The sequence below is a fragment of the Dechloromonas sp. ARDL1 genome (assembly GCF_051122455.1).
GTDB lineage: Bacteria > Pseudomonadota > Gammaproteobacteria > Burkholderiales > Rhodocyclaceae > Azonexus.
In genome coordinates this window covers 3,508,270-3,531,592 of sequence record NZ_CP168939.1, presented here as the reverse complement: position 1 = coordinate 3,531,592, position 23,323 = coordinate 3,508,270, and the positions used below count along the sequence as shown (strand labels likewise).

30 protein-coding genes are annotated in these 23,323 nt (G+C 58.2%); 14 read left to right on the top strand and 16 right to left on the bottom strand.

Translation table 11 applies throughout. The annotated features are described in order from the left end of the window. The first annotated feature begins 70 nt into the window (after positions 1-70). On the top strand, positions 71-592 hold the full coding sequence (locus AB6Q56_RS17570; protein ID WP_434514342.1) for a CHAD domain-containing protein: 522 nt from the start codon (positions 71-73) through the stop codon (positions 590-592). A 77-nt stretch (positions 593-669) separates the two neighbouring features. After that, positions 670-891 (top strand): hypothetical protein, encoded by a 222-nt coding sequence (locus AB6Q56_RS17565; RefSeq protein WP_434514341.1) that lies wholly within the window; start codon positions 670-672, stop codon positions 889-891. Positions 892-1,043: 152 nt separating this feature from the next. On the opposite strand, the gene AB6Q56_RS17560 is transcribed toward AB6Q56_RS17565, so the two are convergent. The 3 genes from AB6Q56_RS17560 to AB6Q56_RS17550 all read right to left on the bottom strand — a co-directional run bounded on the left by AB6Q56_RS17560 (position 1,044) and on the right by AB6Q56_RS17550 (position 3,519). Beyond that, a complete protein-coding gene (locus AB6Q56_RS17560; protein ID WP_434514340.1) occupies positions 1,044-1,559 on the bottom strand; it encodes a hypothetical protein in 516 nt (171 codons plus the stop codon). A 42-nt stretch (positions 1,560-1,601) separates the two neighbouring features. Then, on the bottom strand, positions 1,602-1,967 hold the full coding sequence (locus tag AB6Q56_RS17555) for a hypothetical protein (RefSeq protein WP_434514339.1): 366 nt from the start codon (positions 1,965-1,967) through the stop codon (positions 1,602-1,604). Between the two features lie 991 nt (positions 1,968-2,958). After that, positions 2,959-3,519 (bottom strand): hypothetical protein, encoded by a 561-nt coding sequence (locus tag AB6Q56_RS17550; protein WP_434514338.1) that lies wholly within the window; start codon positions 3,517-3,519, stop codon positions 2,959-2,961. A gap of 77 nt (positions 3,520-3,596) precedes the next feature. Between AB6Q56_RS17550 and AB6Q56_RS17545 the strand changes: the two genes are divergently transcribed. Together AB6Q56_RS17545 and AB6Q56_RS17540 are read left to right on the top strand one after the other, a co-directional pair. Continuing rightward, the gene (locus tag AB6Q56_RS17545; protein ID WP_434514337.1) at positions 3,597-4,220 is read left to right on the top strand and encodes a ParA family protein; all 624 of its coding nucleotides are present in this window, start codon (positions 3,597-3,599) and stop codon (positions 4,218-4,220) included. A gap of 52 nt (positions 4,221-4,272) precedes the next feature. Then, positions 4,273-4,641 (top strand): cyclic nucleotide-binding domain-containing protein, encoded by a 369-nt coding sequence (locus tag AB6Q56_RS17540; RefSeq protein ID WP_434514336.1) that lies wholly within the window; start codon positions 4,273-4,275, stop codon positions 4,639-4,641. A gap of 33 nt (positions 4,642-4,674) precedes the next feature. Here AB6Q56_RS17540 and AB6Q56_RS17535 read toward each other — a convergent pair whose 3' ends face one another. Then, a complete protein-coding gene (locus tag AB6Q56_RS17535) occupies positions 4,675-5,106 on the bottom strand; it encodes an NUDIX hydrolase (RefSeq protein ID WP_434514335.1) in 432 nt (143 codons plus the stop codon). Between the two features lie 380 nt (positions 5,107-5,486). Between AB6Q56_RS17535 and AB6Q56_RS17530 the strand changes: the two genes are divergently transcribed. Both AB6Q56_RS17530 and AB6Q56_RS17525 read left to right on the top strand, forming a co-directional pair. Next, positions 5,487-5,795 (top strand): HAD domain-containing protein, encoded by a 309-nt coding sequence (locus tag AB6Q56_RS17530; protein ID WP_434514334.1) that lies wholly within the window; start codon positions 5,487-5,489, stop codon positions 5,793-5,795. A 143-nt stretch (positions 5,796-5,938) separates the two neighbouring features. Beyond that, complete coding sequence (locus AB6Q56_RS17525) at positions 5,939-6,247, top strand: integration host factor subunit beta (protein WP_434514333.1); 309 nt, start codon at positions 5,939-5,941, stop codon at positions 6,245-6,247. On the opposite strand, the gene AB6Q56_RS17520 is transcribed toward AB6Q56_RS17525, so the two are convergent. Both AB6Q56_RS17520 and AB6Q56_RS17515 read right to left on the bottom strand, forming a co-directional pair. Further along, positions 6,244-6,510, bottom strand: a complete 267-nt coding sequence (locus AB6Q56_RS17520; RefSeq protein WP_434514332.1) for a hypothetical protein — start codon at positions 6,508-6,510, stop codon at positions 6,244-6,246. The two genes, AB6Q56_RS17525 and AB6Q56_RS17520, sit on opposite strands and share 4 nt — an antisense overlap. Positions 6,511-6,735: 225 nt before the next feature. Next, on the bottom strand, positions 6,736-7,170 hold the full coding sequence (locus AB6Q56_RS17515; RefSeq protein WP_434514331.1) for an HAD domain-containing protein: 435 nt from the start codon (positions 7,168-7,170) through the stop codon (positions 6,736-6,738). Between the two features lie 547 nt (positions 7,171-7,717). On the opposite strand from AB6Q56_RS17515, the gene AB6Q56_RS17510 reads away from it, so the two are divergent. Next, complete coding sequence (locus AB6Q56_RS17510; RefSeq protein WP_046535740.1) at positions 7,718-8,812, top strand: IS5 family transposase; 1,095 nt, start codon at positions 7,718-7,720, stop codon at positions 8,810-8,812. A 216-nt stretch (positions 8,813-9,028) separates the two neighbouring features. On the opposite strand, the gene AB6Q56_RS17505 is transcribed toward AB6Q56_RS17510, so the two are convergent. Next, the gene (locus tag AB6Q56_RS17505; RefSeq protein WP_434514330.1) at positions 9,029-9,565 is read right to left on the bottom strand and encodes a hypothetical protein; all 537 of its coding nucleotides are present in this window, start codon (positions 9,563-9,565) and stop codon (positions 9,029-9,031) included. A gap of 317 nt (positions 9,566-9,882) precedes the next feature. Between AB6Q56_RS17505 and AB6Q56_RS17500 the strand changes: the two genes are divergently transcribed. The 4 genes from AB6Q56_RS17500 to AB6Q56_RS17485 all read left to right on the top strand — a co-directional run bounded on the left by AB6Q56_RS17500 (position 9,883) and on the right by AB6Q56_RS17485 (position 15,358). Further along, on the top strand, positions 9,883-12,567 hold the full coding sequence (locus AB6Q56_RS17500; protein WP_434514329.1) for a Mu transposase C-terminal domain-containing protein: 2,685 nt from the start codon (positions 9,883-9,885) through the stop codon (positions 12,565-12,567). A 14-nt stretch (positions 12,568-12,581) separates the two neighbouring features. Next, positions 12,582-13,598, top strand: coding sequence for an ATP-binding protein (locus tag AB6Q56_RS17495; protein ID WP_434514328.1), 1,017 nt, complete (start codon positions 12,582-12,584; stop codon positions 13,596-13,598). Beyond that, a complete protein-coding gene (locus tag AB6Q56_RS17490) occupies positions 13,598-14,878 on the top strand; it encodes a TniQ family protein (protein WP_434514327.1) in 1,281 nt (426 codons plus the stop codon). The genes AB6Q56_RS17495 and AB6Q56_RS17490 overlap by 1 nt, the downstream gene beginning before the upstream one ends. Before the next feature lie 189 nt (positions 14,879-15,067). Further along, a complete protein-coding gene (locus AB6Q56_RS17485; protein WP_434514326.1) occupies positions 15,068-15,358 on the top strand; it encodes a RidA family protein in 291 nt (96 codons plus the stop codon). On the opposite strand, the gene AB6Q56_RS17480 is transcribed toward AB6Q56_RS17485, so the two are convergent. Beyond that, positions 15,355-16,263 (bottom strand): LysR substrate-binding domain-containing protein, encoded by a 909-nt coding sequence (locus AB6Q56_RS17480; protein WP_434514325.1) that lies wholly within the window; start codon positions 16,261-16,263, stop codon positions 15,355-15,357. The two genes, AB6Q56_RS17485 and AB6Q56_RS17480, sit on opposite strands and share 4 nt — an antisense overlap. Before the next feature lie 96 nt (positions 16,264-16,359). Between AB6Q56_RS17480 and AB6Q56_RS17475 the strand changes: the two genes are divergently transcribed. Both AB6Q56_RS17475 and AB6Q56_RS17470 read left to right on the top strand, forming a co-directional pair. After that, on the top strand, positions 16,360-17,301 hold the full coding sequence (locus AB6Q56_RS17475; protein WP_434514324.1) for a sodium-dependent bicarbonate transport family permease: 942 nt from the start codon (positions 16,360-16,362) through the stop codon (positions 17,299-17,301). After that, positions 17,301-17,609, top strand: coding sequence for a P-II family nitrogen regulator (locus AB6Q56_RS17470; protein ID WP_434514323.1), 309 nt, complete (start codon positions 17,301-17,303; stop codon positions 17,607-17,609). Before AB6Q56_RS17475 ends, AB6Q56_RS17470 begins: the two co-directional genes overlap by 1 nt. Positions 17,610-17,628: 19 nt before the next feature. Here AB6Q56_RS17470 and AB6Q56_RS17465 read toward each other — a convergent pair whose 3' ends face one another. From AB6Q56_RS17465 to rapZ, 5 genes are read right to left on the bottom strand one after another with little or no spacing between them, the layout of a single operon-like run. Next, positions 17,629-18,261: an LON peptidase substrate-binding domain-containing protein gene (locus AB6Q56_RS17465; RefSeq protein WP_434514322.1), complete on the bottom strand. Its 633-nt coding sequence runs from the start codon at positions 18,259-18,261 to the stop codon at positions 17,629-17,631. Position 18,262: 1 nt separating this feature from the next. Then, on the bottom strand, positions 18,263-18,874 hold the full coding sequence (locus AB6Q56_RS17460; protein ID WP_434514321.1) for a flavin prenyltransferase UbiX: 612 nt from the start codon (positions 18,872-18,874) through the stop codon (positions 18,263-18,265). Then, positions 18,867-19,457 (bottom strand): Gx transporter family protein, encoded by a 591-nt coding sequence (locus tag AB6Q56_RS17455; protein ID WP_434514320.1) that lies wholly within the window; start codon positions 19,455-19,457, stop codon positions 18,867-18,869. Before AB6Q56_RS17455 ends, AB6Q56_RS17460 begins: the two co-directional genes overlap by 8 nt. Beyond that, on the bottom strand, positions 19,438-19,815 hold the full coding sequence (locus AB6Q56_RS17450; protein ID WP_434514319.1) for a NusG domain II-containing protein: 378 nt from the start codon (positions 19,813-19,815) through the stop codon (positions 19,438-19,440). The genes AB6Q56_RS17455 and AB6Q56_RS17450 overlap by 20 nt, the downstream gene beginning before the upstream one ends. Next, the gene (gene rapZ, locus AB6Q56_RS17445) at positions 19,812-20,657 is read right to left on the bottom strand and encodes an RNase adapter RapZ (RefSeq protein WP_434514318.1); all 846 of its coding nucleotides are present in this window, start codon (positions 20,655-20,657) and stop codon (positions 19,812-19,814) included. Before rapZ ends, AB6Q56_RS17450 begins: the two co-directional genes overlap by 4 nt. A 161-nt stretch (positions 20,658-20,818) precedes the next feature. Between rapZ and AB6Q56_RS17440 the strand changes: the two genes are divergently transcribed. Further along, positions 20,819-21,994, top strand: coding sequence for a M20 aminoacylase family protein (locus AB6Q56_RS17440; RefSeq protein WP_434514317.1), 1,176 nt, complete (start codon positions 20,819-20,821; stop codon positions 21,992-21,994). Between the two features lie 23 nt (positions 21,995-22,017). On the opposite strand, the gene AB6Q56_RS17435 is transcribed toward AB6Q56_RS17440, so the two are convergent. From AB6Q56_RS17435 to AB6Q56_RS17425, 3 genes are read right to left on the bottom strand one after another with little or no spacing between them, the layout of a single operon-like run. After that, on the bottom strand, positions 22,018-22,932 hold the full coding sequence (locus AB6Q56_RS17435) for an MBL fold metallo-hydrolase (RefSeq protein ID WP_434514316.1): 915 nt from the start codon (positions 22,930-22,932) through the stop codon (positions 22,018-22,020). Continuing rightward, complete coding sequence (locus AB6Q56_RS17430) at positions 22,929-23,108, bottom strand: hypothetical protein (protein ID WP_434514315.1); 180 nt, start codon at positions 23,106-23,108, stop codon at positions 22,929-22,931. The genes AB6Q56_RS17435 and AB6Q56_RS17430 overlap by 4 nt, the downstream gene beginning before the upstream one ends. After that, a complete protein-coding gene (locus AB6Q56_RS17425) occupies positions 23,101-23,310 on the bottom strand; it encodes a DUF1289 domain-containing protein (protein WP_434517173.1) in 210 nt (69 codons plus the stop codon). Before AB6Q56_RS17425 ends, AB6Q56_RS17430 begins: the two co-directional genes overlap by 8 nt. Between the last annotated feature and the right edge of the window lie 13 nt (positions 23,311-23,323).

Here is a 23,323-nt window from a genome sequence, read left to right as displayed (position 1 = left end):
GGTCAATTTTCAGCGCGCACACCCCCACTTTTCTGGTCAGTTTTCAACGAGCGTCAACAGTTCCGTCCTCTTGTTTGCGCGCGACTTGCAAGACCTGGATACCGATGACTTCCCGAATAACTTGCCCCGTTTTGCGGAAAAGCAACTCGCAGGTTTACATCGCAATGCGGTCAAGCGCCTCACCAGGACGCTAAAAGCGCCAACGCCAGAGCATGCACATCGCTTCCGCATCGCCTTGAAGCATTTGCGATACTCGTGTGATTTTTTTGCGCCTCTCTTCGACAATGCTGAAATGGTGGAGTACGCCAAAGCAATTGCTGGCTTGCAGGATGCATTCGGGTTCATCAACGATTTCCATGTGGCGCTTTCCAGATTGCAAGACTGGGTTGAGCGAGGGGCAATCACCAAGGAAACCCGCGAGGCCATCGCCGAGTGGCACACCCCGCATGCACAGCAGGTGTTGTCAGATGCCCTGCATCTCGCCGAGTCGGTGATGAGTCGCTGTCAGCCTTGGTGTACCGAATGCGAACGAAGAGGACTCACAACGATTCGCCGTCGTATGAAGCACGACATCAGGTTATTAGTCGAATAGATGGAAAAGGTCAGTACCTTGGTGTTAACTGAATACCAAGTGCTAAATGCCTTAGCCGGGTCAGGAAAACCGACTCAGTGTGCCGAAGGGGCGGCGAGGAGTTCGTTATCCTCCTGCCCCAAACTGACATCGAGAGCGCTGCTCACCTCGCAGAGTGCCGTAGGTATCTATCGCCGGGATACAGACTCCCGACCTGCCAAGCATTACAGTCAGCGTCGATGTCGCCCAGCTTTCTTAAGACGAAACGACCGCAAACGTGTGGATGTAGCGTTGTACGAAGCCAAGGCCTCGGGGCATAAACAGGTTATCGTAAGTTGAATAATGAAATGGGGCAACGACCTATAGGGTCCTTACCCCGTTCGCGTGCTCAAGCAGGCTAACCGTATGACAATTTTATCAGCGCGCTGTCTGGCACTTTCCCTCTTCATATACAAGGGAGTCAATAAATTCGTTACTTGTCTATTACGTCAATATCTTCACTAGCCTCGGTGTCGAACGATTCAACCACTTGAATCGCTGCATTTGTGACGCCATGCAATGTCTGCTCAGTGGTTTCAATTGTGATTTCCATGATAGACAGGACAGGTACGACCTCTGCTGGGCTTGTATTGGATGTTCTACGAATGAGCGACATCAGCGCTTTATCGAAAATATGAACCTGGGTTTCAGCCGTCTGCATCAACGATTTGTGCACATTGGCCATGACATCTATCGTCTTGTGAAAAACTCGACCGCTACGAGCGCACTCATCCAGCCAGACAATCATCGGCAATTGCGGCATGAACGAAAGCTGGCTTGTTTTCAACACGGTGAAATGACTTTCACTGGCTCTCAACGATTCGCGCCCACTACTAGAAAAAATGTCTAACAATTGCTCCGTTGCAACGAGCGCTGCGTTTGATGCACTAAATACATTGTTGAAATACTTCGTCCTGGTATCGTGAATTTCTTGGGTTGTGAGATACATGTCGTCACCTATAAAAATAGTGGATTGCTTGCTTTCCCTGAATTACTCATCCAGTGTCAGTTCTTTGATGCGGGCTGAATGGATAGTTGTCGCCTGCGAACGATTTAAGAACTCGCCACACCAGTCGTGCGATACAACTATTGGGTGGCGCCAGCGGTGGCGTTCGTTGGGTGAGGCGTCGCCCGCAAATACCGGAGGGTGTCGATGGCAGTCGCCATGACCGTTCTGGTCATGCGCATGGAAAAATTTACACAGGCTACAGGTGTTATTTTCGTGTGGCTTGTTGATAGTCATCACAGGGTTTTCGGTTATCGGCAGCCAATCCCGCTCATCACGGTTCGACGCAGTATTTGCTTGAAACAGATTGCCATTAGCAGATGCCAAAACTATGGCGATGGAGTGTTTCATGGGTATGAATTTACTGAAAAATAATCAACCCTGCAGTTTCTTGTCACGCCGCTGAAATAATCAAGATTCATAGTCACGGGCTATTTGCAAAAATACCCGGGCCCATGACTAAATCACCCATTCAGCTCAATTCGACAGGCTTGCCTGCTACATCGACACTAAATTGGCTAGCAGACCCCTGCCTACGTCGAGTGCTGACGATGGCCGGATTACTGTTTGGAATGCTTCTTCTGGTGCTTTCCGGAGTCGCTATGCCGGCCATGGAACTTGCCGGACTTTAGGTACTACCAATGAATCGAATTACATGTCCGTTCTGTTTTGTCGCCCATGGCGCGGATTCAATTGAAGCGGAGATGTAGGGCGGACGCCTGTCGATTCTGTATCCCGAATGCAATCACGTTATCGTTCAACAGGAAGACAGTGACGACATGTCTACCGTTGCGCAGCTCGAAGACCGCGCCGCTCTCTAGGCCATGAAAACGAAACTCTGCTCGCAAGCAGGTATAACGACAATGGCAAGCATCTACGTTGCCACATGGCTTCTGATTGCAATCTTGGTGCCAATGCCTGACAAGTTCATCGCCGTAGGCAGTCTTTTTCTAGTTACAGTCGTCGGTATATTCATCCACAAATTTGGAACTACCCAAACTCCACCCGACAAGGTCGGGCCGACTGCTCGTTAGCCTAGCAGGCTAACCGAACCCACCGCGTTCCAAGGTTTTGCGGCTCAAGACAAACCTGAGTTTAGACACAGTGAAGTTCAACTTCCTTTGCAGGAAGAATTTGGCTGCAATAGTGCAGGAAAAACCCAGCCAATGGATTGCTCCGCACCATGAGCACTTTCGCCACTTGCATCATCTGACTGATTGGGTGGGTCAATGGTTGTCTGACTAGGCCTGTTCACGTTCCTGCATTCGAGACGCGCAGGCATTCCCGAGCGCAGAAACGGGCGACAAGAGCGGTCAGTAAGCGTTAATCGAGTGTATTCGCCTTATTTCTTCGGGCGGCCAGTCTTGATGCGCTCTACCAAGCCAATCGCTTTAACCAGTTCAGCGTCAGTCAGATTGGCAAGTACAACCACTGCTGCGCGCAGAATTTCGCTCTTTTTCACCTCGACACCAGCCGCCAGTGCGCGTTGCTTGAGGGTTGCAAACAGCGCGTAGTCGGTTTCCGGAATGGTAAAGCTGTCGCGAACCAGTTTCGGCTTCTTCACCTTGGCTACCTTTGCCGCCTTCTCTGCTTTGGGCGTATCAGCGACCTTTTCCTTAGCAGCAACGGGGGGCTTCTTCACCGCTTTGGTTGCTGCTGCCTTCGGTGCAGGAGGTTGCTTTACCGCCACTTCCATATTGGCCTGCTTTGCTGCAACAGTCTTCTTGATGACCTTCGGCTTGGTAGCCAATTTTTCTACTGCAGCCGCTGTGGCAAGTGGCTGCTTGGCTTCGGAGGGCACGGACTCGGCTATAACTGGAGCCTTTGCTTGGACAACCACTGCGGCGACTTCGGTTGCCTTAATTTCTTTCTTTTCTGGCGGAACGGCGGTGCTCTTGCTCATTTTGCTCTCCTGAACTTGCTTCAAAGGTATAAACTATATAAACACTTTATACACTAACTGAAAGTTAAGCAATTCAGATGCGCAAAATCATGGTGGCCAATCCCAAAGGTGGATGCGGCAAATCAACCCTGTCAGTTCATATTGCCAGCTGGTTTGCCCGGCATGATGAAATTGTTTATCTGGGAGACCTGGACCGGCAACAATCAAGCCGACACTGGCTGGAAGCGCGCCCCGACAATCTCTCTCCCATTCTGCACTGGGATATTTCGGGAGACGATTTTCATCTACCACCCAAACACTGCAACTTTGCCATCCTGGACACACCAGCCGGTCTGCATGGGAAGCGCTTGAAAGACGCACTGAACATCGTCGATAAAGTTGTCGTGCCGGTATCTGCGTCGCGTTTCGACATGCTCGCTACGCGCGAGTTTTTTGAAGAACTTTCCGCCACCAAGGCGGTCCGGAAGGAACGCGTTGATATTGGCATTGTCGGAATGCGTATCGATGTTCGGACGCATGCCTATGCGCAATTACTTGAGTTTCTGAAAGAATTCCACCTGCCAATGGTAACGTGCATTGCCCAGTCGCAACGCTATCTTCAGGCCGCCGACACTGGCGTAACGCTTTTTGACAGTGGCGCTTCGACGGCCATAGACATTCAGTGGCGTCCTTTGCTGAACTGGCTGGTCAGCCGCCACTGAGCATCAGGCTTGCTAGGATTTCACGATAGAAATAATCAGGAGACAGACCATCATGATTCCCGTTGAAATCTTTTCTCACAACACGGCAAAAATTAAGACGCCGGCTGGCCAAGCTCTTTTCCGGGAAGGCGATAAGGGCAACCAGATGTACGTCCTTGAAACCGGCACAGCCGAAGTTCTCGTTCAGGGCCGAGTCGTCGAGACACTTGAACATGGCAGCATTGTGGGCGAAATGGGCTTGGTATCGCCTGGACCGCATTCGGCCAGCGTGATTGCCAAAACCGATTGCGAATTCGTCGTTGTCGATGAGAAGCGTTTTCAGTTTTTGGTACAGCAAACGCCCTATTTCGCCATCCAAGTCATGCGCCTGATGGCGGAGCGCCTTCGGGCAACCAACAACCTATTGACGTCCGGGGCCTGAAATGCGCTGTCTGCGAGAGGCCGGAGAGAGCCCCTATTGACCAGCCGCTTTCTCAAGCAGCCCCTTCTTGATGGCAATCGAGGTCGGCCCGTTAAACCGGGATGGTAGTTGTTTGGCTGAGAACCACCGGAAGTCGCTGTGTTCTCTGTTCAGCCGTGGTGAAAACTCGCGCTCGGCTATCATCACATAGTAATGCATATCCCGATCGTTCTGCCTGCTGTGGAACTTTCGAGTGAGCGTATGCAGTTTCGCCAGGTGCCGTGGCTTGACGTTTAATCCCGCCTCTTCACCTAACTCACGGGCAAGAGCCTTTTTGGGTCGCTCGCCACTATCGACCCGCCCGCCAAACAGGTTCCATGCCCCGCCCTTATTGACCTTGGCGGAGCGTTTCCCCATCAGAAATTTGCTGGTGGCCGCACAGTAAATGACAGCCCAGGCACCCGGTTGGCTATATCCGTTGTCCATGTCCGAAATCAGTCGTGTTGGTTGTAGTAGAGTTTCGCTAAAGAATGTAAACGATTTATATCGTTTGATTGTTTCTATTCGATGACAATTAATTTACAGCCCCGGGCATGCGGTGCTCATGTGGTGCAAGATGGATATCTGGATTTTGGTTTTCTGATTTTGGGCTGCGGTCTTCTGACCATGGCCGAGATGGCCATCGGTGCCAGTAATAATACCCATCTGGCAATTCGCGCTGAGCAGGGCAAGTCAGCCGCATCTGTCGTCATTGGGTTTCGCTAGAATGCCAGCCGGCTGCTCGGCACCACACAATTGGGCATTACCGCCCTTACCATGTTGCCTGGGGTTTATGGCGAGGCGTTGTAGGTGCCGCGAGTCGAGCTATGGTTGCGGAGCCTGGAAGTGATGAGCTGGCGCACCGTTTCGTCGGCGTTAATCCTGTCGTCGACAAGGCGTCGCGAGAGCAAAGGGATTTAGGCCATCGCCGTGAAGAATGCCTGCAATGGATTCAAGAGAATCGCTCTCGATTTCCCTACTGGAAAAAAGACATCCCCTGGATGGCACTCGATGACGTGGCGTACTGGTATGGACTGCCGTGTTTCGAGTTGCACCTGACCGACTATCAGAAGGGTCTTACCGAGGCTGATGTCGAGGCAGTGATCCAGAAGTTGAAATCCATGCGAGCCGCCTAATCGATGCGCTGTGAATATTCTCTCGTTATGGACGAGACCTCAGATATTCATTCGCCAATCGATCCATTAGAAAGTGCATATAGCCCAGCATGCACTCCTTCTGGCAAAATCCATCTATATGATTCAATTAGTTCTTTTTATTAATGCCCCGTTCTGAACTGATTTTGCGCCTGGCCGAACGATTTCCCCAGCTTGTTCTCAAGGACGTCAGTATTTCGGTCGCTGAGACGCTCGACAAGATCGGCGAAACGCTCGTTGATGGCGGGCGGGTCGAAATTCGCGGATTCGGGACGTTTTCATTGAATCATCGTCCTCCACGTATCGGAAGAAACCCGAAGACCGGCGAGAAGGTTTCCGTAGCCGGTAAATATGCCCCGCATTTCAAGGCTGGCAAGGAGTTGCGCGACCGCGTTGATCTGGCCGCCCGCCCTGCTTTAAAAGAAGCTGCCTAACCCTTAGCGCTCGCCAGCGGCAGCCCCGTATCCAAACGCATTTTCAGACGAGACAATCCGTCGGCCACCGCGGATTTCAATGCAACTTCGTCCTGCTCCAGCGCGTTGCTGGTTGCAGCCCATTCGCAAAACATGATCATTTGTCTGGCCCTCTCTTCGCTTAACTTACCGTCGAGGAGTCCAGACTCAACAATCGGGATCAAGGCGGCAGCGGCACGCAAACGGTTGCGTGCGGGAGTGGGCGGCGGTGTCGTTTTAATCATGGCGGCAGTGTAACGAACCGGGTCGCGTTCATTTTGATCTGCCCCAAATCATCTGGAAATTGTTGTGCGCCGCATTCAATCACGGCTCGCCAAATTGCTTGATTGCATTCACGGAAGAAGACTGCCTGTTCAGCCTACTGCAATATATCTGGATCGAGCGGATCCATGATTTGACCAGTACGCTGGTTATCGGCGGGGACCATCAATGGCCACAGTCGGCGGAGATCAGTTGCGAGGTATGCGTTCAAGTACCCGCTCAATATCTTCACTGATCAATCCCGTCCGGTAACTGGTCAACACGACTCGCGAGGAGCCATAAGTATAGTTGCCAGCGACATCGTCGAGAGCAATCCAGTCAGTTTCTCCGTGCATCCGCATCCAAGCCTCGACCTCACGTTCTCGCCCTCTGTACTCAAACCGATGCACCGGAAATGTTGGTGTCACCCCAACAATACGACTTCGAAGCTCAGGAAAACCACCAAATAGCTTCTCCCTCAATTGTGCTACCGAGTGCGTCAAGCGCCAATCCGATGTCACTACGACGCGAGCGGCGGGGCGTGCAAGAAGAATCTCATGCAATATCGGAAGTGAACAAAACAACTGTTCTACTGTTGCTGGCTCTGGGTGCAATACCCCATCGAAGTCCAACATGATGATCATGTTTTGCAACTCCATTCCAAGTAGCTTAATTCAAGACAACAAATTTCTCGGCGACTTGCCATCGTCGAGACCCGACTCGATGCTGGCAAGCAGGGCAGCAGCGGCACGTAGTCGGTTAGGCTCCGACGTGGCGGGTGACGTGGTCTTTGTGATGGGGAAATTCTAAACAAAAAGGGGCAGATCCCGTTTGATCTGCCTCGCACCGAACGATAGTGCAGCAAATGCGCCTCAGGTGGTAGTGCACTCCTCCCTGCTCTCGCTAGTTTATGGCACAGGAAAACAGTCGCCGATAAACAGGGGCTCGGTTTCCAGTGCGGAAAACCCTATCCATCAATGGAAACTCCTGCCTCTATAGGCTAAAGAGAATCTAGCGCTCCTATTCGGTCCCCCCCGTCAGCTGATACTCGCGAATGTTGTCCGATCTAGAAGCGAAGCATATCCCAAGCAGCCTAACAGGCTGCTGAAATACTTCCCCATCCTGTCGACGAAACAGCGGGTTTGATCGTTATAGAGATTCACCGAGATTACCGAGAGCACAAAGCGGATCATGCGCGGAGCCGACACCTTCACCGAGAGTTTGTTTACGATGCGTCGCCTGGACGACTTTGTGCCGGCGCAGCACCCGTTGCGGCCGATCCGGGCGATGGTGAATCGGGCGCTCAAGGATATCGAACCCCTGCTCAGCGGCATGTATGCCGCCGACGTCAAAGGCGGTCGCCCCAGCATTGCCCCGGAGAAACTCCTGCGTGCCATGCTGCTGCAAATCTTCTACAGCATTCGCTCGGAACGGCAATTGATGGAGCAGACCCAGTACAACCTGCTCTTTCGCTGGTTCATCGGCCTATCGATGGACGATGCAGTCTGGGTGCCCACCGTCTTCACCAAGAATCGCGAACGCCTGATTGCCCACGATGCCGTGATCGAACTCTTCAATGCGGTACTGGCCATTGCCGAGAAGCAGAACTGGCTATCAGGCGAACATTTCAGTGTCGACGGCACGCTCATCCAGGCTTGGGCGGGACACAAGAGTTTCCTGCGCAAGGACGGCGGAGATGATGAAGGCGGCGGCAATTTCAAGGGCCAGTCACGCAGCAATGACACCCACGCCTCACGTACCGACCCGGATGCCCGACTGTACCGCAAGGGCAATACCGCCAGTGAGTTGCGCTACATGGGACACACCTTGAGCGACAACCGCCACGGACTCATTGCCAGTGCGGTCGTGACCACGGCCGATGGCTATGCCGAGCGGGAAGTTGCCAAGGCCCTGATCGCCGATGCCCGCCAAGTCGCCGGCGAAACGGCTGAAATCACCCTCGGCGCGGACAAGGGCTACGATGCCCAGGAATTCATTGCGGCACTCATCGAACTGAATGTCATTCCCCATGTGGCGCAGAACACCAGCCATCGCCGTTCTGCCGTGCCGGACGACATTGCCGGCAGTGACGGTTACGCGATCTCCCAGCAAAAGCGCAAACTCATCGAACAGGGATTCGGCTGGGCCAAGTTCATTGGGCCGATACGCCAGGTGATGGTGCGCGGACTGGAGAAGGTCGATCAGTTGTTCGTGCTGACCATGGCCGCCTACAACCTGACGCGCATGCGCTCCTTGGGAGCAATCCGTCCGCTGGGGGCAATATGATAGGAAAACACCTCGGAATCCCTGTAAAACACGTGCGAACGACCGAAAATCCGCTTCGCCTTACGAAAAACGACTCCGTTCCATGCCACCGTCTGCAGTTGCAGGGCGGTATTTCAGCAGCCTGCTAAGCAGCCTAAGCAGCGTCGATGGCTCCCCTTGGTCGGGAAAAGCGGCCATTTGACGGCTGATTCCATTGTGGCTAGCGCTAATTAAAATCTATGGAAATGCTTTTCTCCAGCCGGACCTAGAAACAATATCAACTTGATAATATTTATCGAACAAGCCATCAAACAAAATAACCTCTAGATAATCAAAGAACCCCTCATAAATTTTGCGAAGCCAAGGTGCTCCAGCCAAATTACGAAGTACAGCGGCCAAATTTTCTGTAATCACAAAATAATGCTCCTCACGATGACGAAAATTCAAAATTTTCAAAATTGCCGCCTGAGCATATAAATGATCAAAACCATCTACAAAGTTGTCTTCGGTGCCAATAACTATCGGCTCACCAATTGATCTCCCAAATGAATCAATAATTTCAATATCAGACAAAAAATCTAATTCAAAATAAAAACGTCGGACGTAATTCTTAAAACCAAAAATCGTTTCAGCGGTCTGCAAGTAACTTTGTCCGCCAAGTCGCAACAAATCCCAGAATGGGTGACGAAGAATGTAGGCAGAATCTGGAACATCAGACTCTGCAGCTAGTGCCGCATGGGGGAGCCCTTTCTGATTAAGGCCGTACTTTGGCACCAATAAGCCTCTTTTATATTTATCCCAAGAACGGGAATCAACAATTTTCCCATCTGAGTTTTTCCTTAAATTATATGGCTGAAACAGCCGTTCCAGATGGCGAGGTGATGACGACCCAATTGAATCCGAAATTATTGAAAACCATATTTTTGATCGGTAGTAGTCCGAACTATGTTTTGGATGTCTCCCCATACTTTTGCATGAACCTATAATAAATAGTGAGTAACGAAAAACAATTTCTATTCCAACTTGCCATGATGTTAACTTAGCACAATGATTGGAGCTTACCTTCTAGGCCAAACGAAAACCACGAATTCATGCTTGATAACCTCCAGCGGGAGCAATTGCTTGAGCGCCTTGGGCTACCTATAACCGGCCGCCGTTTGGTTCTTGACGCGGTCAAATATGCCCCTGTGCGCAAGGTCAGTTCGAAAGGCGGCGGCAATGTCATCACGCCATACCAGAGCCACAAAATGCAGCGGACGGTCGAAACCGAGAGCCGCCATATCGAGTTTCCGGCCGCGGTCAGCCATGAGTACGACCCCGATGTCCTGGAATACTATCCTCAGCCCTGTCAGCTGAAATTCGAGGTCATCGATGCCGACGGCGAAATCCACGCAGTCGACCATACGCCGGATTTTATGGTTATCGGCGAGCGTTCGGTCGTACTGGAAGAACGAAAGCCATGGAGCAAACTGGAAGGGCTAGCCCGACGTCATCCCTGGCGCTATCAGTTTGGTCCCGATGGTTACTGGCATGCCCCGCTCATCGAGAAATGGCTAGCGGACCGTGGTATTGACTACCGCATTCGAACCGACCGCGATGTTCCTCAGCGCCGGATTGAAAACATCCTCATGCTGGAAGACTACCTGCATCCAGCCGCCCCCCCCTGTCCCGTCGATGTTGCTCAACGCGTCCACGAAGCCCTGGCTGAGGATGCCGTCCTGTACCTGGCCGAGTTATACAAAAAACTCGACTGTCGGGCGGATGATGTCTTCAAACTGATTGCTGACGGCTTGCTGGTCTCCGACATCGACGTCGCACCTCTCGAAGACCCGTACAGTTGTCGGGTATTCCGCGACACAGCGGTTCGTGCATTCGAGCACGCTCGCCTACGACCTGCACCGCAAGCCATTCCAGGAGTTGTGGACATCAGGGTCGGCGCCCGGATGGTGTATGACCATCAGCCCTACACGGTCGTCATGGTCGGTGATAGAAAGACTTTGTTGCAATCCGATAATGGCAATAGCGTCGAGGTTGCCTTGGACACACTGGAGAACCTTGCTTTCCGCCAGGACCTGATGGTGGCTGGTGGTGAGGCCGGGCAATCAGAACCGCTTCGCCTCTCGGATTTCACCGAGGAGGAACTGAATATCGCCCTCCAGCGCCTGGAGAATTTGGAAAACATCTCTAAGCCGAATCGTAGTCAGCGCCGCCATCTCAAAGCGCTGCTCTTGGCCAAATTGGCCGGTACCGATGAGCTGGTCGCACTGGTTCCGCGCTTACGCGACAGGGGCAACCGCAAGCCGCGCCTGAGTGAAGCACAGGAGGCAGCTATCAACGATGTTATCGACGAGTTTCATCTGAACAGCGTTGCCGCCAACCATCGACATGTCCATGAACGTCTGAAAGTCCTTTGTGCCGAACGCAGCATTAAGACACCATCCTATCCGACGCTGATTGCCCGCATCAAAGCCATTCCCCAGCAGAAGGCCGACCGAGCTCGCCATGGCAATCGAGTTGCCTATCAGAACTCAGAATTCGTCCCCGTCTTGTATGCCGATACTCCGGTTCACGGGTCTCGCTTCCTGCAATACGTGCATATGGACCACACCGAGTTGGACCTCGAGCTCATTTCCCTCAAGACCGGAAGATGTCTTGGCCGCCCCTGGCTATCGCTAGCCATTGATGCCTACACCCGGAGCATCGTCGGCATATATCTGACCTATGACCCGCCGTCCTATCGCTCGAACATGATGTTATTGCGTGACATCGTACGTCGTCATCGTCGGCTCCCACAATTCATTGTGGTCGACAACGGTTCCGATTTCCGCAGCCAGGACTTTGACAATACGACCCGCCTGCTACGCATTCATGTCCGCTACCGGCCGGCGGGTCGTCCACGCCATGGCGCAGTCATGGAACGCATCTTCGGACATGCCCATAGCGCGTACGTACACAACTTGGCTGGCAACACCAAGGCCACCAAAAAGGTTCGGCAAACCACGGGGAAGTTTCTGCCATCCCGTCTAGCCGAATGGTGCCTCGAATATCTGTACTACGGGCTTGAATACTGGGCCTTCGAGTATTACGACACGGAAGTCCATCCTGCCTTGGGCATGGCGCCCAGCGAAGCCCGTGAGCGCAGCTTTGCCAATACAGGTTTACGTTCCCACCGGATTGTCACTTTGACCCGCGACTTCCTCATCCTGACCAGCCCAACCGTCGGCCGGCGCGGCGTGCGCAAGGTCGACCGGCAGCGGGGCGTCAAGGTGCATAACCATTTCTATTACTGGTGTCCGGAGTTGCGCGACCCCAAGCTGCACAAAAAGTATCTACCGGTCCGCTACGACCCGTGGGACGGGGCGACCGTCTACATCCAGATAAACAAACGCTGGATTGCCGCCCACTGCAAAGCCCTCATTGGGCTGGGGCAATTGACGGAAAAGGAGCGCCAACTCATCTCGGCTGAGGTATGCCGCCGCTTCCGTCTGCGCGAGGACGAAGAACCGTCGCAGCAGAAGCTGAAGGAATTCTTGCGTGTCTTTACACCGGAGGGGGCCGCCCAACTGGAATTCGAGCGTCAGCAGGAAAACCGAGAGCTTTACGAGCACCTTCGTCTCGGAGCCATAACGCCGCCCACCCACCAGCCGCAATTGAGCCATCTGGGTGCCACACCCATCATCGACATTAACCCCGTACTCGGGACGAGCTATACCCCCATCGCCTCGCCCGCCGCCCAGCCTGGGCAGGCGGATGACCTGGAATTCGACACCTTTTAATTATGAAACAACCCATGTACATGAATACCCCTATCCCGACAACAACTTCTGACCCCACAAAGCAGGGAGGGCGCATCCGCCACCCGCGTATTGCCAGCACCATCGAAGAATGCCAACTGATGCTCACGGCTGGCGCCAGCGCCGACCTGATTCTCGTCTGTGGACCGACCGGCGTTGGCAAAAGCACCCTCGGCCATTTTCTGGTCGAGGAGGAACTCAAGCAACAGGCCGAAGCTATGGCCGGGCAGCCAGGATTCATCCCGGCCATACGCGTCGAAGCGCCGGCCTCGGGCGAGAAAGAGTTCTCCTGGCGCCTGTTCTACCAGCGCATCCTGCACGCACTGGAGGGCGAACTGGATGCACCTCGGTCGGCATACGGGGTAGACCCGGAAAGCGGCCGTGTAGTGCGTCCCCGCGGCAATAACACGAATCGTCTGTCCGGGCTCCGGACCGCTGTGGAGCGTTCCCTGCGCAGCCGCGGCACCCGCTTCATCGTGGTCGACGAAGCGGTCCACATGATTAGTCAGTGCCCGCCATCTCGACTGGCACAACAGCTGGACACATTGAAATCGCTGTCAAATGAATACGGAGTTCAATGGGTGCTGCTGGGTTCATATGACCTTTTTGACCTGATGAGCCTGAGTGGCCAATTGGCGCGCCGTACTCACGTCATTCACTTCAGTCGCTATCGCCTTGACCAAGAAAGCGACGTGCGCTGGTTCAGCGGCTGCATCAGGCAGTTGGCCAAAGGTATGTCGGCGCTTCAAAGCGTTGATGTGGTTTGTTACGCCGAGGTATTACAGCAGACCACCTTGGGATGCGTGGGAACGCTGCGTACGGTGTTGATGCGCCTCGAGCGCCTCGTCGCCAGCAAAGGCTGGTCGGAGGAGGCACTCTGTACGGCGCTGCTGACCGAAGCTCAGGTGACCCAAATAACCCTAGAGGTGCTTGAGGGCGAGGAACGCATTGCTCCCGGGCTGCATCGCAATTCCCTGTCCATCCAGACCAACCAAGCCCAGAAAGCTGCCTGATGACCAACCTGAACAACCCTCGCTCAACTCTCCATGCTCTGGTGCCGATGGGGCAAGGGATGGCCGATGTCGAAAGCCTCTCCAGCTATTTCTGCCGCCTGGCCCACTCCCACGGGATGACCGCGCGCAACCTGGCGGCCTGGACGCTCGACCATTACGAGCAGCCAGTTCCCGATGATTTCAAATGGTTTCGGCGTTCCTTCGCTGGTATGTCGATGGAAACGGAGCAATGGGCAGCTTGGCTGGCGGAGTTGACGGGCGTGGCCAACCTTGACCATCTCACGCTTGCCCCGTGGCGCCACCTGATTTCCAACCCGAGCTTGACGTCCGTATCAGACCGGTGGTGTCCTTGCTGCCTGTCAGAGGACCGTGAACGGGAGCAATTTCCTTATCTTCGACTCACTTGGGATTTAGCGCCGGTCGCCGCCTGCCTGCGCCACAAGGTCGAACTGGTGTCCAAATGCCCTCATTGCGGCAAATCGAATGTGCGCAATCGAGCATCCACCGTCGTAATCGGCTATTGCACCTCCTGTGGGGGTTTCTTGGGAAATGCCAAGGCAGCCCCGGCTACCCCGCAGGCACTGTGGGTTGCTCGCCAAGTTGGGCTGATGTTGGCAACCCTGCCACGTATTGCTAGCGATGGCGTAGCCACGCTGCTTGAAACCATCATCGAGCGCATGGCTCAAGGCAATGTCGCAGCCTTCGCTCAGCAGCTTGGGCTGTCCAAGAGTGGGGTTTGGCATTGGGTACGCAAAGGTGGACTGCCTACCCTACCAGCCTGGCTTGGCATTGCACTCCACGGTCGTATTGGCTTGGAAAGGCTCTTTGCTGGAGAACTCTCTAACTGGCAGCTTCCGACTGAACCGGTGCAGTTCTCGATGTCCCTGTCAGCATCACCCAGGAAAGGAATTCAGTCACGCAAATTAATTTGGGAGGACCTTCGGCAACAGTTGCGGGCCATGCTTGTGGAAGAAGCTCCGATTTCTCTGGCCGATGCCTGCCTACGTACCGGACTTGACCATAAGCTGCTCTACTTACGCGCCAATACTGAAGCCCGCGCCATCGTCGACCGCTATCAGCGACACCAAGCCGCGTCACGGGAAGCAAAAGAAATAAGGCTCCAGGCGCAAGTCGGTGAGCTGATTCGGGAACGATTTGACGCCGGCTTCGAAGGAATGAGTGCCCGCGAAGTTTGGCAGACTTTGGACAGCGACTTGAAAACGGTTCGCCACACTTATCGGCAGGTTGCCAAGGCTATCGCCGCGAACGACCCCAAGTAACTCAAACCCCACAAAAGCAAAACGGGACCGCTGGTCCCGTTTTTTTTGCGTCCTGATTTATACAGTCAGGAAAGCAAAACTTTCTACTCTACTTCATCAATCCCGATAAAACAAAATGTGTCCTATCGTGAAATAAAGCAATTAGTGGCCGGGAGGCCACTTTATGCTTAACGGCACAGGGAATACACGATGGCCGATGGTTACGACCTGGCGCGTTCGGCGTGCATCGACCTGCTGGCCGTCCTGCGCCACGAACTGGGGTCGCTGGAGCGGATTTCCCGTTTTGTCGAAATCCACGGCGCCATCGCCTCGACCCCCGAATTCGAAGCCCACGCCGAGGTGCTGGATGGCGCCTCGGACCTGCTGGTAGCGGTTTTTGGCGCAGCCGGCGTGCATGTGCGCTCGGTCATCGGTGTCGCCTCGCTACGCGATGGCGTTCCCCTGACGATACGGGCGACGGTGGAAGTCAGGGCAAGTTAAGCGGGGATTGGCTCTGCCGCGTGTTCCAGCAGTTCGTCGATGAAGGCCCGGGCCGGCAGGGAGAGTACCTTGCGCCGCAGATGCACGATGGACCATGGTTGTTGCAGCGGGAAACCGGCGACGTCGAGGATGCGCAGGCCCTCCTGCTCCGGGTTGTCGCCGACCACGTGGCGGGAGAGGATGGCCAGCCCCATGCCGCTGGCGACCAGGTCGCGGATGGCTTCGTTGCTGCCCAGTGAAAGCTTGACGTTCAGCGCGTGCCCGGCTTTGGCCAGGTGGCGGTCAACGGCCCGGCGCGTGCCGGAGCCGGCTTCACGCATCAGGAACGGATAGGGCGTCAGCTCGGCCAGGCCCAGTGGCCCGGCGGGGAGCGCATAGCTGGCCGGGGCGACGACGACGAGGGGATTGTCGAGGAAGGGCGTGGCGACGACGTCGAGTTCCTCGGGCGGGAAGGACATGATGTAGAGGTCGTCTTCGTTGGCACGCAGGCGGTCGACGATGCGGGCGCGGTTGCCGACCTCAAGCTCGATGTCGATGTCCGGATAGCGTTGGCAGAAAGCCCCGAGCATGCGCGGCAGGAAATACTTGGCGGTGGTGACGAGGGCGACGCGCAGGCGGCCTTTTTTCAGGCCTTTGAGCGCGTCGATGGCTGATTCGAAGCGGCTCCAGCTGTCGTCCAGTTCGCGTGCGGTCTGCAGCAGTTCCTGCCCGGCGGCGGTGAGCTGGATGTCGCGCCCGGTCTGTTCGAACAGCGGCAGGCCGACCAGGTCGGCGATCTGCCGAATCTGGATGGAGACGGCTGGCTGCGTCAGATGCAGGGCCTCGGCGGCGCGCGAGAAACTACCGAAGCGGGCAACCGTGGCGAAGGTTTCCAGTTGGCGAAAGGTCAGGTGTCGGCGCGACATATAAGTTTTTATAAATGGTTGTGTCGATAAAGTTTAATTGGATTTAATGGATTCCGGGTGGGATAGTTCGCGCCGTTTCGATTTCCGGTGAGTCCCATGCCTTTTGAACCCGTGATCCTGTTTTTCCTGCTCGGCGCAATCGCCGGGCTGGCGCGTTCCGACCTGAAGATACCGGCGGTGTTGTACGAGTCTCTGAGCATCTTCCTGTTGCTCGCCATCGGCCTCAAGGGCGGTGTCGAGCTGGCCCGCCAATCCTTGTCCGAACTGCTCGTGCCGGCGTTGGTCGTTGTCGCCATCGGTGCCCTGCTGCCCTTGATTGCCTTTCCGGTGCTGCAGCGCCTGGGCAAGCTGTCGCGCGCCGACGCCGCATCGGTGGCGGCGCATTACGGCTCGGTCAGCGTCGTCACCTTCGCCGTGGGCGCGGCCTACCTGGCGAATCTGGGCCAGGACTACGAGGGCTACATGGTGGTTTTCCTGGTGCTGCTCGAATTCCCGGCGCTGATGATCGGCGTCTGGCTGGCCAAGCGCGGCCAGGGTGGCTCGAACATGGGCAAGGTTCTGCACGAGGTATTCGCCGGCAAGAGCATCGTGCTGCTGGTGGGGGGCCTGCTTATCGGCTGGATGGCGGGCGCCGACGGCCTGAAGCCGCTCGACAACGTGTTCTTCGACCTGTTCAAGGGCTTGCTGGCGATTTTCCTGCTCGAAATGGGCCTGGTGGCGGCGGGCCGGATCGGCGACCTCAAGCGGGCCGGCGCCTTTCTGCTCGGTTTTGCCGTGGCCATGCCGCTGTTCGCCGGCGCGCTCGGTGTGCTGACCGCCAGCCTGATCGGCTTGAGCGTCGGCGGTGCCGCACTGCTCGCCACGCTGTACGCCAGCGCCTCCTACATCGCGGCGCCGGCGGCCATGCGCATCGCCGTCCCCGAGGCCAATCCGGCCCTGTCCATCGGCGCGGCGCTGGGGATTACCTTCCCGTTCAATCTGGTGATCGGGATTCCAACCTATTACTGGCTGGCAAGCCGGCTTGAAGGAGTGGTGTGATGGCAGCGAGCTATACCCGGCGAACCCTGCTGACGGTCGTCTGCGAATCGTCCATCGAGGCCCGCGTGGTGGCCGATGCCAAGCGCCTTGGCGCCCACGGCTACACCGCCAGCGAGGCGCGCGGCGGCGGCCAGCATGGCGAGCGGGATGGCGGCTGGCCGATGAGCGGCAACGTGCGTATCGAGATCCTGTGCGAGGCTGCGGTGGCCGATGCTATTGCGGCGCACCTGCAGAAAACCTACTTCGCCGCCTACGCGATGGTCTGCTATTTGAGCGACGTGTCGGTGCTGCGCTCGGACAAGTTCTGACGCGCCGCCGCTTGCCGTATCAGCCGAGCAATTTGCGCTGATTCAGGTACTTTTCCAGGATTTCTAGGCTCGTCAGCGGGTCGTCGAGTTCGAGCAGTTTCTGCTTGGCAAGGTTCTGGATGGGCAGCACTTCGGTGATCCGGTAGCCCACCCACTCGGCGCTGTCGAACCGGTGCGGTTCGGGGATGCGTTCCGGGCCGAGGTCACTGACGATGCGCTGGAGGAGGGGCAGCAGGCGTTCGCGTTCCTGCGGCAGCGGGGTCGGCGGCAATTCGGCCAGCAGTTCGACCGTGCCTTCGAGCAGGTTGTTGGCGCCGACTTGGGTTTCGATGATGCGAAAGCGCCGGCCGCCGAGCGCATCGATCATCAGGATGCCGAGCTGTTCCATTTCCCAGCGGGCGATGGTGGCCAGCGTGCCGACCGGGTGGGGGACGGCGGCGCTGCCGACTTCGCCGCCCTTGTCGATGAGGCAGATGCCGAACGGCGTGCTGTCCTTCATGCAGGCGGCGGCCATGTCGAGGTAGCGCTGCTCGAAAATCTTGAGCGGCTGCAGGCCGCCGGGGAAGAGCACGGCGTTGAGCGGAAAGAGCGGGATGCGCAGGGTTTCGACCGAGGTGCCGCCGGGCGAGCGAACGAAATCGAACCAGCCCATGTCAGCGCCCCTCGCCCCAGCGCTGCATCAGGGTGTGTGGTACGGCAACCTGGTCGAGGACGCGGGCGACGACGAAGTCGACGATATCCTGCACGTTTTGCGGGTGCTGGTAGAAACCGGGGCTGGGCGGCAGGATGACGGCGCCGGCCCGGCTCAGGAGCAGCATGTTTTCGAGGTGGATGGCCGAGAACGGCGTTTCGCGCGGTACCAGCACCAGTTTGCGGCCTTCCTTGAGCACCACGTCGGCGGCGCGTTCGATCAGGTTGTCGGCCAGCCCCTGGGCGATGGCGGCCAGCGTGCCCATCGAGCACGGGCAGATGATCATGGCGTCCGGCGGATTGGAGCCGGAGGCGACCGGGGCGAACCATTCCTCGCGGCCATAGACGGCCAGCATCTCCGGATCGGCAGCGGGCAGGCGGGCGAGCAGGGCGGCCTTGGCTTCGGCCGGGCGCGACGGCAGCTCGACATTCATTTCCTGCTTGGCGACGACCTGGGCGGCCTGCGAGTAGAGGAGCTGGACCCGGCAGCCGGCGGCCAGCAGGCAGTCGAGTAGGCGCAGGCCGTAGGGCATGCCGGAGGCGCCGGTCAGCGCGAGGCAGATGGTCTTAGACATCGGCAGAATCCGAAGGAGGGGTTTCAGCGAGCAGTTTAGCCGCGATCAGGCCGTTGATGGTGCCGAAGACGAGTGCCGCGCCGGCGAACACCGGGGTGAGCAGGAAGACGCCGTCGTGCGGGATCAGCCAGGCCCGGGCGAGCAGCAACTGGCCGCCGATATGGGCGAAGGCGGCGAGGATGGAGAGGCTGACCGGGCCGAACCAGCGGGACGGCAGATGGCGGGCGAGGCCCAGGGTGAGCAGGCTGAGCGTGGTGCCGGTCAGCGACAGGAAGAAGCCGGGGGCGAGGAAGTAGCCGAGCAGCAGGCTGCCGGCCAGCACGCGCAGGCCGCTGACCCAGACGGCGGTGGCCCAGCCGTAGCGGGCGAGGACGACCAGCGTGACGATATTGGCCAGCCCCGGCTTGACGCCGGGCAGCGGCGACGGAATGGCGGCATCGACCAGCGACAGGCCGACGGCGGCGGTGGCCAGCCAGGCGACGCGGCGATCCTCCTCGGTTACGGTGAGCTGGGTCGCCCGACGGCCATCCCGTGCCGGGGGCAGTGGCCCTTCGGTGCCGTGCTCAATAGCTGATCGAGTCATAGACCTTGGTTCGCCCGGCGATTTGCACGCTGACGCGATTGGGGGCGCAGATGGCGATTTCGCCCGGGCGCATCAGCCAGCCCTGCTTGACGCAATACTGGCGCGGGCTGGGGTCCGAAACGACGCGGGCGCGGCCGGGTTCGACGGCGATCAGCGTGGTGCCGAGCGGGCCGTTGACCGCGAACTGCTTGCGCGCCTTGAGATCGACTTCGGCAAACACCTTGCCTTCCTGGCGGATGATGGCCCGGTCGGCAAGGCCGCCTTGCCAGAAAACCGGGATGCTGGCGCCGACTAGCGCAGCGCCGACAAGCATGAGCAGCCAGTCGCCGGGCCTGATCAGGGCCAGCCAGGGGGTCATGCCCCGGCCAGCGTGCGATGGCGGACCAGCACGCGGACGCGGTCGGCGAATTCGCGGGCCAGCCATTCGGCGATGTAGACCGAGCGGTGCTGGCCACCGGTGCAGCCGATGGCCACCGTCAGGTAATTGCGGTTGTCGCGGATGAAGCAGGGCAGCCAGGTGGCGACGAAGCGGTGTATATCCTCGCGCATCAGGGCGACCTCGGCCTGGTTTTCGAGAAAGTCGATGACCGGTCGGTCGCGTCCGGTCAGCGGGCGCAGATCGGGATCGTAGTGCGGGTTGGGCAGGCAGCGCACGTCGAAGACGAAATCGGCGTCGAGCGGGATGCCGTGCTTGAAGCCGAACGATTCGAACATCAGGGTCAGGCCCAACCCGGGGGCGGCCTCGATGAACTGGCGCACCCAATCGCGCAGGCCGTTGGCCTTCATGCCGCTGGTGTCGATGCGGTGGCCGAGGCCCGATATCGGCTCCAGCAGCTCGCGCTCGGCGCGGATGGCTTCGATCAGCGTCTGCTCGGCACTGGCCAGCGGATGGCGGCGGCGCGATTCCGAATAGCGCTTGAGCAGGGTTTCCTCGGTCGAGTGCAGGAACAGGAAGGTGACGTTGATGTTGCCGGACTTCAGTTTCTCGAGCTTTTCCGGCAACAGGTCGATGCCGTGGGCGGCCCGCGCGTCGATGGCGACGGCGACCTTGTGGACGCCGTCCTCCTGCAGCATGCGGGTGAGCACGGTCAGCATCACCACCGGCAGGTTGTCGACGCAGTAGTAGCCTGAATCTTCCAGGAGGTTCAGGGCGACCGACTTGCCCGAGCCGGACAGGCCGCTAATGAGAATGAGTTCCATGGACGGGAGGATAATCAAGGCGGCGCAAGCCGGCAACCCACGGCATAATAGGAGGTCGGCAATCTGGTTGTCCGGCCCGGCATGCGCGGCATTCCAACGGTGACCCCATCCCGGGCGCACAGCCGAAATCGCCGGTCCAACGACAAAAGCAGGAGACTTTCATGCCCCCGACCCTACCACTGCTCAACCTGCCCTTTCTCTCCGAACTGACGGCCCTGCGCCGCGATATCCACGCCCATCCGGAGCTTGCCTTCGACGAGCATCGCACAGCCGACATCGTCGCCCGCGAACTGGAGCGCTACGGGCTGGAGGTGCATCGCGGCATCGCCAAGACCGGCGTCGTCGGCGTGCTGCGCGCCGGGACCTCGTCACGCATGATCGGCCTGCGCGCCGACATGGACGCCCTGCCGCTGGCCGAGCTGAACGAATTCCCGCACCACTCCAGGCACCAGGGGAAGATGCACGCCTGCGGCCACGACGGGCACACCGCCATGTTGCTCGGCGCCGCCCGCCACCTGGCCGGCAACCCGGATTTCGACGGCATCGCCGTGTTCATCTTCCAGCCAGCCGAGGAGTCGGAGGGCGGTGCGGCGGTGATGATCGAGGACGGCCTGTTCGAGCGCTTCCCGGTCGAGGCCGTGTTCGGGCTGCACAACTGGCCGGGCATCCCGGTCGGCGAGATGATGGCCATGCCGGGGTCGGTGATGGCCGGCACCTGCGCCTTCGAGATCATCGTGCGCGGCCATGGCTGCCACGCCGCCATGCCGCACCAGGGCGTCGATTCCATCGTCGCCGGGGCGCAGCTGGTGCAGGCCCTGCAGACGGTGACCAGCCGGACCTTGCACCCCTGCGAGTCTGCGGTGGTCAGCGTCACGCAATTTCATGGCGGCGAGGCGTGGAACATCATTCCGGAAGAGGTGGTGCTACGCGGCACGATCCGCAGCTTCAAGCCGGAAATCCAGGAAACCGTCGAGCGCGCCATCGAACGCCTGTGCAGCGGCATCGCGGCGGCGAACGGGGCGCAGATCAGCGTCCATTTCGACCACCGCTATCCACCGACCGTGAATAGCGTCGCCGAGGCGAAATTCTGCCAGCAGGTCGCGGCCGAGGTGTTTGGCACAGACAAGGTGCTGACCGACATCTTGCCGTCGATGGGCGCCGAGGATTTCGCCTACATGCTCAACGAGAAGCCCGGCTGCTACGTCTGGCTCGGCAACGGGCCGGGTACCGGCGGCTGCACGCTGCACAACCCGCACTACGATTTCAACGACGAGCTGCTGACGCTCGGCGCCAGCTACTGGGTGCACCTCGTCCGCCGCTGGCTGGCACCGGCCTGAGAGCCGCCTTCCCGTAAGCGGCGCTAGCCGGCGACGAACATCCCGTCTTCCAGCTGCAGGGCGTTGACCAGCAGCAGTTCGCGCTCGACCTTGGCGACCAGGGCGTCGGGCGCCATGCCCAGAAAGCGGGCGTTGACATCGACAGCGAAGGGCAGGCTGAAAACGAAGTCGGTGAATCGCTCGCGCGGAATGCTGCGTCTTTCCAGCATGGCGAAGGAAACACCGACCTTGATGGCGTGCCAGGCCAGCTGCTCGATATTGTTCTCGAACTGGGCGATGCGCCGGAAAGCGCGCTCGAAGGCTTCGTCGATGCTGGCGAAGGGGCGTCCGTGGCCGGGAATGATCGCGTCGATGGGCAGGCGGGAGAGCATTTCCAGCGTCTGCCGGGTGTGGAGCAGGCCGTCGGCCTCGCCGAACAGTTCGGGGAAAATCACGCCGAAGCCGTTTTCCCACAGCGCGTCGCCGGAGATCAGGATGCGCTTTTCCGGGCAGTAATAAGCCAGTGCTTCCATGTCGTGGCCGGGCACGGCGAGCGCCTGCCAGTTCAGTCCGCCCATCGCGATCTCGGCACCGGCGCTGATCAGGCTGTCATGCTGGAAGCGGGCGCTCTGCTGGCCGAGCGGCGAGAGCAGCAGGGCGTCTTCGTCCCAGTCGGCGATGGCGGCGTGCAGGCCGGCGGGGACGATGATCTCGCAATCGTAGGCCGCTTTCAGCGCGGCATTGCCGCCGATGTGGTCGGAGTGGGAATGCGTGTTGACCAGGCGCGTCAGCTGCCGACCGGCCAGGGCGTTGCCCACCAGGGCGACCGTCTGCCCGGCGTGGGTGACGTAGCCGCTGTCGACCAGCGTTGCCTGCTCGCCTTCGAAGAACAGTATGTTGTTGGCCGACAGCCAGCCGCGTTCGAGAACGAGCAGGCTGTCGGGGAGGATGGGGGTCATTCCGGCGTGTCCGGGTCGCCGGCAGGCTTCTGCACTTCCCGCGATGCGGGAACGATTTCGATGGCAACGTCGGGGCCGCCCAGCGGGGGACGGCCGCAGCCCATGCAGACGCCGGAGTCGGGGTCGGACATGCAGACGCCGACGCATTGGTAGAGGTCTTCGTATTGGTCAGTCATGATCGGTGCTGTTCTTGGTCGGGTGGCCGGTTTCCGGCTCGTTTTCCATGCGGCGGCGGGCGACGGCGGCGAGGATGTGGCTCCGCGCCGCGTCGTCGCTGCGCGACCAGACGGTGATTTCGTCGATGGTGCGCCAGCAGCCGATACACAGGCCGCTGGCGGCATCCATCTTGCAGATATTGATACAGGGGGATTGGAGCATGGCACTCATGGCG